General features: G+C 62.3%; 12 protein-coding genes. 5 read left to right on the plus strand and 7 right to left on the minus strand.

Going from position 1 to position 12,398, the window contains the following annotated elements; translation table 11 throughout:
* Window positions 1–16: 16 nt before the first annotated feature.
* Window positions 17–388 carry a DUF423 domain-containing protein gene (locus FGE05_RS01180; RefSeq protein WP_139640896.1) on the minus strand — a complete coding sequence of 124 codons (372 nt, stop codon included), beginning with the start codon at window positions 386–388 and terminating at the stop codon, window positions 17–19.
* A 73-nt stretch (window positions 389–461) separates the two neighbouring features.
* On the opposite strand from FGE05_RS01180, the gene mtgA reads away from it, so the two are divergent.
* On the plus strand, window positions 462–1,184 hold the full coding sequence (gene mtgA, locus FGE05_RS01185) for a monofunctional biosynthetic peptidoglycan transglycosylase (RefSeq protein ID WP_055127828.1): 723 nt from the start codon (window positions 462–464) through the stop codon (window positions 1,182–1,184).
* 185 nt (window positions 1,185–1,369) lie between these two features.
* Here the strand turns inward: mtgA and rpoH are convergent, their stop codons facing one another.
* The 4 genes from rpoH to ftsY all read right to left on the minus strand — a co-directional run bounded on the left by rpoH (window position 1,370) and on the right by ftsY (window position 5,449).
* The gene (gene rpoH / locus FGE05_RS01195; protein WP_024778906.1) at window positions 1,370–2,224 is read right to left on the minus strand and encodes an RNA polymerase sigma factor RpoH; all 855 of its coding nucleotides are present in this window, start codon (window positions 2,222–2,224) and stop codon (window positions 1,370–1,372) included.
* 113 nt (window positions 2,225–2,337) lie between these two features.
* Window positions 2,338–3,360 (minus strand): permease-like cell division protein FtsX, encoded by a 1,023-nt coding sequence (gene ftsX, locus FGE05_RS01200; protein WP_139640900.1) that lies wholly within the window; start codon window positions 3,358–3,360, stop codon window positions 2,338–2,340.
* Window positions 3,357–4,028: a cell division ATP-binding protein FtsE gene (gene ftsE, locus FGE05_RS01205; protein ID WP_024778908.1), complete on the minus strand. Its 672-nt coding sequence runs from the start codon at window positions 4,026–4,028 to the stop codon at window positions 3,357–3,359. Before ftsE ends, ftsX begins: the two co-directional genes overlap by 4 nt.
* The gene (gene ftsY / locus FGE05_RS01210) at window positions 4,025–5,449 is read right to left on the minus strand and encodes a signal recognition particle-docking protein FtsY (RefSeq protein ID WP_139640902.1); all 1,425 of its coding nucleotides are present in this window, start codon (window positions 5,447–5,449) and stop codon (window positions 4,025–4,027) included. Before ftsY ends, ftsE begins: the two co-directional genes overlap by 4 nt.
* A gap of 344 nt (window positions 5,450–5,793) precedes the next feature.
* Here ftsY and FGE05_RS01215 point away from each other — a divergent pair, with 344 nt between their 5' ends.
* From FGE05_RS01215 to FGE05_RS01230, 4 genes are read left to right on the plus strand one after another with little or no spacing between them, the layout of a single operon-like run.
* Entirely contained in the window at window positions 5,794–7,149 is a 1,356-nt protein-coding gene (locus tag FGE05_RS01215) for a pitrilysin family protein (RefSeq protein ID WP_139640904.1), read from the plus strand.
* Window positions 7,142–8,632, plus strand: a complete 1,491-nt coding sequence (locus tag FGE05_RS01220) for a pitrilysin family protein (RefSeq protein WP_139640906.1) — start codon at window positions 7,142–7,144, stop codon at window positions 8,630–8,632. Before FGE05_RS01215 ends, FGE05_RS01220 begins: the two co-directional genes overlap by 8 nt.
* Complete coding sequence (gene rsmD / locus FGE05_RS01225) at window positions 8,632–9,243, plus strand: 16S rRNA (guanine(966)-N(2))-methyltransferase RsmD (RefSeq protein WP_139640907.1); 612 nt, start codon at window positions 8,632–8,634, stop codon at window positions 9,241–9,243. Before FGE05_RS01220 ends, rsmD begins: the two co-directional genes overlap by 1 nt.
* Window positions 9,244–9,273: 30 nt before the next feature.
* Entirely contained in the window at window positions 9,274–10,272 is a 999-nt protein-coding gene (locus tag FGE05_RS01230; protein ID WP_139640909.1) for a hydrolase, read from the plus strand.
* 515 nt (window positions 10,273–10,787) lie between these two features.
* Here the strand turns inward: FGE05_RS01230 and FGE05_RS01235 are convergent.
* Together FGE05_RS01235 and FGE05_RS01240 are read right to left on the minus strand one after the other, a co-directional pair.
* Entirely contained in the window at window positions 10,788–11,642 is an 855-nt protein-coding gene (locus FGE05_RS01235; protein WP_139640912.1) for a sulfurtransferase, read from the minus strand.
* 50 nt (window positions 11,643–11,692) lie between these two features.
* Window positions 11,693–12,364 carry a TetR/AcrR family transcriptional regulator gene (locus tag FGE05_RS01240; RefSeq protein WP_024780447.1) on the minus strand — a complete coding sequence of 224 codons (672 nt, stop codon included), beginning with the start codon at window positions 12,362–12,364 and terminating at the stop codon, window positions 11,693–11,695.
* Window positions 12,365–12,398: the final 34 nt, after the last annotated feature.

Below are 12,398 nucleotides of genomic sequence, written 5' to 3' on the forward strand. Positions count from 1 at the left end.
GAAATGGACCGGCCGGTCAACCCAGCCGCCAGGCGGCGAGCCCCAGGCACAGCCAACCCATCAGGAACGCCACACCACCGAACGGAGTGATAATGCCCAGCTTGCTGATACCCGTGAGCGTCAACAAGTACAAGCTACCGGAGAACAGCAGGATGCCGACCACGAAGGAAATGCCGGCCCAAGTGACGATGCGACCGGGAATGTGTGTGGCCAGCAGCGCGACGCCCAGCAACGCCAGGGTGTGCACCAATTGATAGGTGACGCCTGTATGAAAAATGGCCAGGTAGTCGGCGCTCAAGCGGTTCTTCAGACCATGGGCGGCGAAGGCCCCCAGAGCGACGCCCGTGAAGCCGAAAAAGGCAGCCAGCATCAGAAAGCTACGCAGCATGAGAACTCCAGTCAGACTCAGTGGACAGGGTCTGTATAATGGCCCGCTCGACGGGTTCGGCCAAGCCATCTCTATGCTGCGTACATTGTTTCGACGATTCCTCAAAGCCCTGCTCTGGTTCGCCGTCGGCAGCGTTGTCCTGGTGCTGCTATTGCGCGTGGTGCCACCGCCGTTCACAGCGCTGATGATCGAGCGCAAGGTTGAATCCTGGGTCGACGGCGAGCCGATCGACCTGCAACGCACCTGGCAGCCCTGGGACCGGATCTCCGACAGCCTCAAGGTGGCGGTGATTGCTGGCGAAGACCAGAAATTTCCCGAGCATTGGGGCTTCGACATCGGCGCGATCCAGGCCGCATTCGCCCATAACGGCCGCGGCGGTTCGATTCGTGGCGCCAGCACCCTCAGCCAGCAAGTTTCCAAGAACCTGTTCCTGTGGTCGGGCCGCAGCTGGCTGCGCAAGGGCTTCGAAGCCTGGTTCACCGCGCTGATCGAGGTGCTCTGGCCCAAGCAGCGGATTCTTGAGGTGTACCTCAATAGCGTGGAGTGGGACAACGGCGTATTCGGTGCCGAGGCCGCGGCGCGACACCATTTCCGCGTTGGTGCCGATGCCCTGTCCCGGCAGCAGGCAAGCCTGCTGGCGGCGGTACTGCCCAACCCTCGAAAATGGAGCGCCAGCCGGCCAAGCCCCTATGTACTGCGACGGGCAAGCTGGATACGCCAGCAGATGAGCCAACTGGGGGGCGATAGTTACCTGCTGGGACTCAATGACTCGCGACGGGCGCCCTGGGCTCAATAGCCGCCACACCACAGTGATGATCGTTCCCACGCTCCGCGTGGGAATGCAGCACGGGACGCTCCGCGCCCCAAAGCGTGACGCGGAGCGTCACAGGATGCGTTCCCACGCAGAGCGTGGGGACGATCACACAACCAAAAACGCCCCGATCATCGCTGATCGGGGCGTTTTTTATTGCCGTGTGCCGGTTAAGCCGCAATCGACAACTTGAGCTTGTTCATCGCACTTTTCTCAAGCTGGCGAATCCGCTCCGCAGACACGTTGTACTTCTGCGCCAGGTCGTGCAGCGTGGCCTTTTCCTCCGCCAGCCAGCGCTGGTAGAGAATGTCGCGACTGCGCTCGTCCAGCACTTCCAAGGCTTCGTGCAGGTTGGTGTTGGAGTTGTCGCTCCAATCGGCGTCTTCCAGCTGACGCGCCGGGTCATACCGGTGATCTTCCAGGTAGTTGGCCGGCGATTGGAAGGCGCTGTCGTCGTCCGCTTCGGCGGCCGGGTCGAAGGCCATGTCCTGGCCGGTCAGGCGACTTTCCATCTCACGGACTTCACGTGGCTCCACACCCAGGCTTTCGGCCACCCGATGGACTTCTTCGTTGTTCAGCCAGGCCAGACGCTTCTTCTGGCTGCGCAGGTTGAAGAACAGCTTGCGCTGGGCCTTGGTGGTCGCGACCTTCACGATGCGCCAGTTGCGCAGGATGAATTCGTGGATTTCCGCCTTGATCCAGTGCACCGCGAACGATACCAGGCGCACACCCATTTCCGGGTTGAAGCGCTTGACCGCTTTCATCAGGCCAACGTTGCCTTCCTGGATCAGGTCGGCCTGGGCCAGCCCGTAGCCGGAATAGCTGCGGGCGATATGTACGACAAAACGCAGGTGGGCGAGCACCATTTGCCGAGCCGCCTCAAGATCCTGCTCATAATAGAGACTCTCGGCCAGTTCACGCTCCTGCTCGGGTGTCAGCAAGGGAATGCTGTTCACCGTGTGCACATAGGCCTCCAGGTTCGCACCCGGGACCAGAGCATACGCAGGTTGCAAAGAAGTGGTCATACGAAAAAACCTCCGACTCACATAACTCGTGCAGTTCAGCACTGCGAAAATTGACCGGGAACCGTAGGACAAGTTCCCACAAAAACTGAAAGGTCAATACGCGCAAAATGGCTCTATTTTGGCGCAAGCTCACGTAAGTGGCGTGCGACCGCAATCCATGCACCGATATAACCCAACAGCACCGCGCCAAGCAAGAGCGACAGACCGTCGGCGACTGGCACTCCGGCCAGCGCGAAATCACTGCCGTACAAACCGGCCAATCCCACTACCGCATCGTTCAGCCAGTCCAGGCCGAACGCCAATACGCCCCAGGACAGGATCCCGGCACCAAAGCCATACAGCGCGCCCATATAGAGGAAGGGTCTGCGCACATAACTGTCCGTGCCGCCGACGAGTTTAATCACTTCTATCTCGGTGCGGCGGTTTTCAATATGAAGACGAATGGTATTGCCTATCACCAAAAGTAATGCAGACACCAGCAGCACCGTCAGACCGAAGACAAACCGGTCGCCGAGCTTGAGGATCGCCGCAAGACGCTCGACCCAGACTAGATCAAGTTGCGCCTGTTGTACCTTCGGTAATTCGGAAAGTCTTTGTCTTAATGCTTCAAGAGTCGGCTTGTCGACTTCCTTCGGCGTCACCAGCACCACGCCCGGCAATGGGTTTTCCGGCAGCTCCTTGAGCGCCTCGCCCAGGCCGGACTGCTGCTGGAACTCCTCGAGCGCCTGGTCGCGACCGATGTATTCGGCATCGGCCACGCCCGGCATGGCTTTGATCTGCTCGAGCAGCGCCTGGCCTTCGCCCGGCGTCGCCTCCAATTGCAGGTACAGGGAGATCTGAGCCGCGCGCTGCCACGAGCCCCCAAGACGCTCTACATTATTCAGCAGTAATGACAGCCCCATTGGCAGGCTCAAGGCGACCGCCATGACCATGCAGGTGAAGAAGCTGCCGATCGGCTGCTTACCCAGGCGCCGCAGGCTGTCGAGCAGGCTAGCGCGATGGCTTTCGATCCAGGCATGCAGCAGCGTGCCGAAGTCCGGGCCGTCATCATCGTCGCGTTTTTTCTTTTGCGGCTGCGGGTCGGAGGCCTTGGGGGCCACGCGCTCGGCCACTTTCGGGCTGCGGGTTGCGCTCATACGCCAGCCTCCCCGTCACCGATCAAACGACCGCGCTGCAAGGTGAGCATGCGATGGCGCATGCGTGCGATCAGGGCCAGGTCGTGACTGGCGATCAGCACGCTGGTGCCCAAACGGTTGATGTCTTCGAATACGCCCATGATTTCCGCCGCCAGACGCGGGTCGAGGTTACCGGTAGGTTCGTCCGCCAGCAGCAAGGCCGGGCGGTGCACGATGGCGCGGGCGATGCCGACACGCTGTTGCTGGCCGGTGGACAGGTCGCCTGGGTACAGGTCGGTCTTGTCCGACAGGGCCACGCGTTCCAGAGCCGAATCCACCCGCTTGTTGATCTCGGCCTTGGACAGGCCAAGGATCTGCAAGGGCAACGCCACGTTGTTGAACACAGTACGATCGAACAGCAACTGGTGATTCTGGAATACCACGCCGATCTGCCGCCGCAGGTAGGGGATCTGGGCGTTGCTGATGGTGCTCAGGTCCTGGCCGGCCAGCAGCAACTTGCCGGTGGTGGGCCGCTCCATCGCCAGCAGCAGGCGCAGCAATGTACTTTTACCGGCTCCGGAATGGCCGGTAACGAACAGAAACTCACCTCGACGCACCCGAAAGCTCAGCTCATGCAGGCCGACGTGACCGTTCGGATAGCGTTTACCGACCTGTTCGAAACGAATCATGAATGCTCCCGCTCGGCAAACAGCGCCTGGACAAAGGGCTCGGCTTCAAAGGTACGCAGGTCGTCGATGCCTTCGCCCACGCCGATGTAGCGGATGGGCAGGCCGAACTGCTTGGCCAGGGCGAAGATCACCCCGCCCTTGGCGGTGCCGTCGAGCTTGGTCAGGGCCAGTCCGGTCAGTTCGACGGTCTGGTTGAATTGCTTGGCCTGGTTGATGGCGTTCTGGCCGGTACCGGCGTCCAGCACCAGCAGCACTTCGTGGGGCGCATCGGCATCGAGCTTGCCGATCACCCGGCGAACCTTCTTCAACTCTTCCATCAGGTTGTCTTTGGTGTGCAGGCGACCGGCCGTGTCGGCGATCAGCACGTCGATGCCACGGGCCTTGGCGGCCTGCACGGCGTCGAAGATCACCGAAGCGGAATCGGCGCCGGTGTGCTGGGCGATCACCGGGATCTTGTTGCGCTCGCCCCACACTTGCAGTTGCTCTACCGCGGCGGCGCGGAAGGTGTCGCCGGCGGCGAGCATGACCTTCTTGCCTTCGAGTTGCAGTTTCTTCGCCAGCTTGCCGATGGTGGTGGTCTTGCCGGCCCCATTGACGCCAACCACCAGGATCACGAACGGCTTGTTCTGTGAAGCGATCACCAGCGGCTGCTCCACAGGCTTGAGCAGGTTGCCCAGCTCGCTTTGCAGGGATTTGTACAGCGCGTCGGCATCGGTCAGTTGTTTGCGCGCGACCTTCTGGGTCAGGCTCTGGATGATCACCGACGTCGCCTCGACGCCGACATCGGCGGTCAGCAGGCGGGTTTCGATGTCATCCAGCAATTCGTCGTCGATGACTTTCTTGCCCAGGAACAGGCTGGCCATGCCTTCGCCAATGCTGGCGCTGGTCTTGGACAGGCCCTGCTTGAGACGGGCGAAGAAACCGACCTTGCCTGGCTCGGAGGAAGGCGCCGGCTCGACGACGGTCGGTGTATCAGCCATGACGGGCTCGGCCTGGGGAGTGGCAGGAGCAACCATGGCTGGCGGCGCCTCGACGACAGGCTCCGCGACAGCTGGCGTCGGGGCAGGAATCGGCGGTGTGACATGGGGAGCCTGCGCATCCTCGACCAATGCCACCGGCTCTTCCGCCACCGGCAAGGTCAGCCAGGGGCTTTGCCCTACAGGCGGCGTCAGCGGTTGTTCGGCCGCCGGCGCGGTAACGGGCTCAGGCTCGGCCGGTTGCAGTACCGGTTCGGCCAGCGGCAGCACGATCGGCGCAGCGTCTTCGGCCACCGCCTCGGCGGCAGGTTCTGCGGCAGGCTCGGGCAGCGGTTGCGGCTGCTCGACGACGGTTTCCTGCGGCTTCTTGCGCAGCCATCCGAACAGGCCTTTTTTCTCGCCAGCCTCAGCTGGGGTCTTCTTGTCGTCGTTGGAACCAAACATGGAGGACGGCTATCTCACGGTAGCGATGCGCCACGAGGGCGCCTCGGTGATGAATATTCGATGCTGAACAGACTGCGTTTCATCCAGCTTGTTCACGCGCAACAGATTGTCGAAATGTCCCCAGGACACCTCATCGTCGATCTTTTCGAAGGACTGGCAAGGCATCGTCGGCGAAAACGCAGGGATCCACGGAAAAACCCGATGCTTCTGCGTAAAACCCGGACAACCCTGGGCCGATAAAACGCCCGATAGGCGTGGCCGCCAGTAAAACGGATCAGTATCCTAGCACCCTCTCGCCCGCCGACGCTAAGACCTAGCGGGCAGCCCAACAGGTTTAAACACGAATGAATGCTCTTGCCCGCCGCGTTGCAGGCCTGCTGTTCAGCACAGTTTGTCTGCCCCTTTCAGCCTTGGCTGCCGATCCACAACCCACCCATGAGTTCACCCTCGACAACGGCCTGAAGGTCGTGGTGCGCGAAGATCATCGTGCGCCGGTGGTGGTCTCCCAGGTCTGGTACAAGGTCGGCTCCAGTTATGAAACACCGGGCCAGACCGGTTTGTCCCACGCCCTGGAACACATGATGTTCAAGGGCAGCGAAAAAGTCGGCCCCGGCGAAGCGTCGCTGATCCTGCGGGACCTGGGCGCCGAGGAAAACGCCTTCACCAGCGATGACTTCACTGCTTATTACCAGGTGTTGGCCCGGGATCGCCTGGGGGTGGCCTTCGAGCTGGAAGCCGACCGCATGGCCAGCCTGCGCCTGCCGCCTGAAGAGTTCAGCCGCGAGATCGAAGTCATCAAGGAAGAGCGCCGCATGCGCACCGACGACAAGCCGATGTCCAAGGCCTTCGAGCGCTTCAAGGCCATGGCTTATCCGGCCAGCGGCTACCATACGCCAACCATCGGCTGGATGGCCGACCTGGACCGCATGACCGTCCAGGAACTGCGCCACTGGTACGAATCCTGGTACGCACCGAACAATGCCACCCTGGTGGTGGTCGGCGACGTGACACCGGACGAGGTCAAGGCCTTGGCCCAGCGCTATTTCGGCCCGATTGCCCGGCGTGCCGTACCGACGGCGAAGATTCCCCTGGAACTGGCCGAACCCGGCGAACGCCAGATCACCCTGCATGTGCAGACCCAACTGCCCAGCCTGATGCTGGCCTTCAACGTGCCGAGCATCGCCACCGCGACGGATAAGCGTTCGGTCAACGCCCTGCGGCTGATCTCGGCCTTGCTGGATGGCGGCTACAGCGGCCGGATTCCAACCCAGCTGGAGCGCGGGGAAGAACTGGTGTCCGGCGGTTCGTCGAGCTACGACGCCTACACCCGTGGCGACACGCTGTTCACCTTGTCGGCGGCGCCCAATACCCAGAAGAACAAGACCATGGCCCAGGCAGAAGCCGGCCTGTGGCGCTTGCTGGACCAATTGAAAACCACCGCGCCGACCGCCGAGGAGCTGGAGCGCGTCCGCGCCCAGGTGATCGCCGGCCTGGTGTACGAGCGCGACTCGATCACCAGCCAGGCCACCGCCATCGGCCAGCTGGAAACCGTCGGGTTGTCCTGGAAGCTGATGGACACCGAACTCGCCGAGTTGCAAAGCGTAACCCCGCAAGACATCCAGAAGGCAGCCCAGCTGTATTTCACCCGCCCGCGCCTGAGCGTTGCGCACATCCTGCCCGAGGAGAAAGCTCATGAGTGAGCGCAAATCATCACGCTTGCTGCTGATCGGCCTGGTGGTCATTGCCCTGGTCGCAGCCCTGGCCTTCTATCTGTCCCCTGCCACTGATGTCACTGCCAGCCAGGCCCTGGATAACGCCAAGTCCGGCAACAAACTGCAATCGCTGGCGGAGCTGGACGGCAAGGCGCCCGGCCACCGCCAGCTCGACGTGCAAGCCTGGAAAACCGCCGACGGCGCCAAGGTGCTGTTCGTCGAGGCTCGCGAACTGCCGATGTTCGACCTGCGCCTGACCTTCGCCGCCGGCAGCAGCCAGGACGGCAACGCCCCCGGCCTGGCACTGCTGACCAACGCCATGCTCAACGAAGGCGTGGCCGGCAAGGACGTCAGCGCCATCGCCGAAGGATTCGAAAACCTCGGCGCGGACTTCGGCAACGGTGCCTATCGGGACATGGCCGTGGCCTCCCTGCGCAGCCTCAGCGCGGCGGACAAGCGTGAGCCGGCATTGAAGCTGTTCGCCGAAGTGGTCGGCAAACCGACCTTCCCCGCAGACTCCTTCGCCCGTATCAAAAACCAGATGCTTGCCGGTTTCGAGTACCAGAAACAGAACCCCGGCAAACTGGCGGGCCTGGAGCTGATGAAGCGCCTGTACGGTGACCACCCTTACGCCCACTCCAGTGATGGCACCGCGCAAAGCATCCCGCCGATCACCCTGGCCCAGGCCCGGGCCTTTCACGCCAAGGCCTATACTGCTGGCAACGCAGTGATTGCATTGGTGGGAGACCTGTCCCGCGCCGAGGCCGAGGCCATTGCCAACCAGGTGTCCGCCGCACTGCCCAAAGGTCCGGCCCTGGCAAAAACCCCGTCCCCAGTGGAACCGAAGGCAAGCGTCAGCCACATCGAATTCCCGTCCAAGCAGACCAACCTGATGCTCGCACAACTGGGTATCGACCGGGACGACCCAGACTATGCGGCCGTGTCCCTGGGCAACCAGATCCTTGGCGGCGGTGGTTTCGGCACGCGATTGATGACTGAAGTACGGGAAAAACGTGGCCTGACCTACGGTGTGTATTCGGGCTTCACGCCGATGCAGGCTCGCGGCCCGTTCATGATCAACCTGCAGACCCGTGCTGAAATGAGCGAAGGCACACTCAAGCTGGTGCAGGATGTCTTCGCCGACTACCTGAAGAACGGTCCAACCGAGAAGGAGCTCGATGACGCCAAGCGCGAGCTGGCCGGCAGTTTCCCGCTGTCCACCGCGAGCAACGCCGACATCGTCGGCCAACTCGGGGCCATGGGCTTCTATGACTTGCCGCTGAGCTACCTGGAAGACTTCATGCGCAAGTCCCAGGCGTTGACGGTCGAACAGGTCAAGTCAGCAATGAACAAGCACCTGAGCACCGACAGAATGGTCATCGTCACCGCCGGTCCGACCGTGCCGCAAAAGCCGCTGCCGGCCCCCACTGACAAACCTGCCGAGCAACCGCTCGGGGTTCCGGAGCACTAATGGCCCGTCCATCGAATTCCAGCAAGACACCCGCTCACAACGGCATCAATCAGCTGCGCATCATCGGCGGCGAATGGCGCAGCCGGCGCCTGAGCTTTCCCGATGCCCCGGGCTTGCGCCCTACACCGGACCGGGTGCGTGAAACCCTGTTCAATTGGCTCGCCCCCTACGTGCCAGGCGCCCGGGTTCTCGACCCGTTCGCTGGCAGTGGCGCGCTGTTTCTCGAAGCGCTGTCCCGTGGCGCCGCCATGGGCCAGGCCCTGGATGCCAGCAGCCTGGCGGTCTCCAGCCTGAAAGAACACCTGGGCACCCTGCGTTGCACGGTGGGCCAGGTGCAGACGGCCGACGCCTTGCGCTATCTGGACAGCCAACCGGCCAGTCCTTTCGACCTGGTGTTTCTCGATCCGCCGTTCAACCAGAACCTGTTGCCGACGGTCTGCGCGCTGCTCGAGGAACGCCAGTGGCTGGCCGAGGATGCCTGGGTCTACACTGAAAGTGAAACCGCTCCGTCGATCCTGGCTTTGCCGGGCAACTGGCGCTTGCATCGCGAGCAGAAGTCCGGACGGGTGTACTACGCATTGTGGCAACGCATGGCAGAAGCCGTTGGCTGACGGCTGGCCGCAGCATCGAGAACAATAATAATGGCCGCCGCATCTGAACGATTCATCCCCGCCAAGGGCCTAGGCAACCCGCACTTGCAAACCCTGTGGGGCCCGCTATGGCGCAAGACCACACACATCCCTCGCCAACGTGAGCGTTTGTGGCTGGACGACGGTGATTTCCTCGACCTCGACTGGCATGGCCCCCACAGCGCCAAGGCGCCGCTGGTGTTGGTGCTTCACGGACTGACGGGCTCCTCCAACTCGCCTTACGTGGCCGGTTTGCAACAAGCCCTTGGCCATCAGGGCTGGGCCAGTGTCGCGCTGAACTGGCGCGGCTGTTCAGGCGAACCGAACCTGCTGCCCCGCAGCTACCACTCCGGCGTCAGCGAAGACCTGGCCGCCGTCGTTGCTCACCTGCGGACGCGACGGCCCCTGGCGCCGCTGTTTGCGGTGGGTTATTCGCTAGGCGGCAATGTGCTGCTCAAGCACCTGGGAGAAACCGGCAGCGACAGCCAACTGCTCGGTGCCGTGGCCGTTTCGGTGCCGTTTCGTCTCGATCAGTGTGCCGACCGCATCGGGCAAGGGTTTTCCAGGTTCTATCAGGCGCATTTCATGCGGGAGTTGGTGGCTTACGTGCGCAACAAGCAACGCCGGTTCAAGCACGATGGACGTCACGAAGGGCTTGCCACCCTGGCGGCGCTGGGTCCATTGGAAAACATGCGCACCTTCTGGGATTTCGACGGCCGCGTGACCGCCCCGCTGCACGGCTTTTCCGACGCCTCGGACTATTACCGTCGCGCCTCCAGCCGCTATTACATGAGCGAAATCAACACCCCGACCCTGGTCATCCAAGCTGCCGACGACCCTTTCGTATTCCCCCACAGCCTGCCCCAACCCGACGAGCTGTCCGCCTCCACCCAGCTGGAACTGCATGCCCAGGGTGGGCACGTGGGATTTGTCGAAGGGACCTTGCGCTCACCCGGATACTACCTGGAGCGACGTATTCCCCAGTGGCTGGCGAACCTGGGTCACGGATGAGCCACCGCCAACACAACCCCCTGTGGGAGCGAGCCTGCTCGCGATAGCGGAGTATCAGTCACTTCAATGCTGCTGACCCGCCGCTATCGCGAGCAGGCTCGCTCCCACAGGGACTAGCGCCAGCAGGAAGAAACACGCCGACTGCAAGGCCTCGCCCCGCCCCGCCCCGCCCCGCTTTGCTTTTGCTTTTGCTTTTGCTTTTGATCTTCAGGCCCCGTTAACCACGCTGGCCGAACGCAGGCATTGCGCAGTGGGCAACCCGGCATGGATGCCGGGTTAGCCGCGCTGGGCCATGGATGGCCCTTCGCGGCGGGCCCACGGAGCAATGCCGGAGTGAGGGCACACCGAGCCTAGGCGAGGTGCCGAGTGGTGGGGCCAAGCCTTTTTGGTTACTTTTGGGGCGTCTGCCAAAAGTAACCCGCTGTAAGAGCGGAACCATAAGTAGCCGTTACCGCAGCAATGGATATGTACCCGGTCAAAAACACCAGGTGAGAGTGTCAGGTCGCCATTCGCAGCTATTCACCCTTCGCCACCCCACGCCCCGAATCATTAATCCACTCACTCCACGACCCAGCATACAACCTCCCCAACGGATACCCCGCCAGGCACAAGGCAAACAGGTTATGACACGCCGTCACCCCGGAGCCGCAATAAGCCACCAACTCAGTCGGCGAACGCCCCCCCATTTTTTCGGCAAAACGCTGCCTGAGCCGATCAGCCGGCAGAAAACACCCATCAGCGCCAAGGTTGTCGGTAAATGCCGCACATTGCGCTCCCGGGATGTGTCCGGCCACCGGATCGATCGGCTCGACTTCGCCCTTGAAGCGCGGCAACGCACGCGCATCCAGAAGCGTCATCTCCGCTTGGCCAAGGCGTTGTTGCAGCGCATCGGCGTCGAGCAACAGGGAATCATCCGGCGAACCGCTGAACGTCCCACGGTTACCCGTCGGCGGATCGAGGCTCAAGGGCAAACCATTGGCGTGCCAAGCCTTGAGTCCGCCATCGAGCAGGTACACACCCTCGCGTTTACCCAACCAGGCCAGCAACCACCAGGCCCGAGCCGCATAGGCACCGGGACCATCGTCGTACAACACGATGTCGCTGTCGTTGTCGATGCCCCAGGTCCGCAAGCGCTCCATCAACGCGCCAGGCTCCGGCAGCGGATGACGCCCGGTCACCCCCTTGATCACCGGGCCACTCAGGTCGCGCTCAAGGTCCGCGAACGACGCACCGGCGATATGCCCCTCGGCGTAGCTGCGCTGGCCATAATCCGGGTCTTCCAGGGCGAAACGGCAATCGAGGATCACCAGCCCGGGCTGCGTCCTCCTCTGCTCGAGGGCTTGAGGGCTGATGAGTTGCGCGATGGGCATGGCGTGCTCCTGTGGCGGAATGAGTGGCCTGTAGGGTTCAGATCCGATTCCTACTGCCCTTCCTCCAGGGTCTGAGGCAGAGGGACGTAATACTCTTTGAACAGTGCATCCACCGCTTCGCGGGCCTGATCGGTCACGAAACCGGCCTCCAGCACCAACACCTGGTATACCCCGCGCTTGATGGCCTGCTCACTCAAATGATTGGAGTTTTCCCGCGTGGTGCAAAGAAACCGCACCCAGGAGGTCAGGATGATCCAGGCATTGAGGGTCAGGGACTCGATCTGCACCCGATCCATTTTCAGGATGCCGGCCGCGACGAAGCCCTCATAGATGGCAGTCCCGTGGATCAGGCAACGCTGGGAAAACCGGCGATAGCGAGCCGCGAGGTCCGGATCGCTGTCGAGCAGATGCTCCAGGTCCCGGTGCAGGAAGCGATAGCTCCACATCGCCGATAGCAGCTCCTGGAGATAGAAGCGCTTGTCCTCCACCGTGGCCGCCCGGCCCTGGGGTGGGCGCAGAAAACTGTCCACCAGGTTTTCGTATTCGCTGAACAGCACGGCGATGATCGCCTGCTTGTTAGGGAAGTGGTAGTAGAGGTTACCCGGGGACATGTCCATGTGGGCAGCAATGTGGTTGGTGCTGACACTGCGCTCGCCCTGTTGGTTGAACAGCTCGAGGCTGTTTTGCACGATGCGCTCGCTGGTTTTCATTCGTGTGACCATGGCTTGGGCTTTAATTCGACGAAAGCATTGCGGC

Source organism: Pseudomonas sp. ICMP22404 (assembly GCF_006227205.1).
GTDB lineage: Bacteria > Pseudomonadota > Gammaproteobacteria > Pseudomonadales > Pseudomonadaceae > Aquipseudomonas.

Coding starts and splice junctions, on each gene's coding strand:
- FGE05_RS01180 (WP_139640896.1), bottom strand. CDS start 388: ATGCTGCGTAGCTTTCTGATGCTGGCTGCCTTTTTCGGCTTCACGGGC.
- mtgA (WP_055127828.1), top strand. CDS start 462: ATGCTGCGTACATTGTTTCGACGATTCCTCAAAGCCCTGCTCTGGTTC.
- rpoH (WP_024778906.1), bottom strand. CDS start 2,224: ATGACCACTTCTTTGCAACCTGCGTATGCTCTGGTCCCGGGTGCGAAC.
- ftsX (WP_139640900.1), bottom strand. CDS start 3,360: ATGAGCGCAACCCGCAGCCCGAAAGTGGCCGAGCGCGTGGCCCCCAAG.
- ftsE (WP_024778908.1), bottom strand. CDS start 4,028: ATGATTCGTTTCGAACAGGTCGGTAAACGCTATCCGAACGGTCACGTC.
- ftsY (WP_139640902.1), bottom strand. CDS start 5,449: ATGTTTGGTTCCAACGACGACAAGAAGACCCCAGCTGAGGCTGGCGAG.
- FGE05_RS01215 (WP_139640904.1), top strand. CDS start 5,794: ATGAATGCTCTTGCCCGCCGCGTTGCAGGCCTGCTGTTCAGCACAGTT.
- FGE05_RS01220 (WP_139640906.1), top strand. CDS start 7,142: ATGAGTGAGCGCAAATCATCACGCTTGCTGCTGATCGGCCTGGTGGTC.
- rsmD (WP_139640907.1), top strand. CDS start 8,632: ATGGCCCGTCCATCGAATTCCAGCAAGACACCCGCTCACAACGGCATC.
- FGE05_RS01230 (WP_139640909.1), top strand. CDS start 9,274: ATGGCCGCCGCATCTGAACGATTCATCCCCGCCAAGGGCCTAGGCAAC.
- FGE05_RS01235 (WP_139640912.1), bottom strand. CDS start 11,642: ATGCCCATCGCGCAACTCATCAGCCCTCAAGCCCTCGAGCAGAGGAGG.
- FGE05_RS01240 (WP_024780447.1), bottom strand. CDS start 12,364: ATGGTCACACGAATGAAAACCAGCGAGCGCATCGTGCAAAACAGCCTC.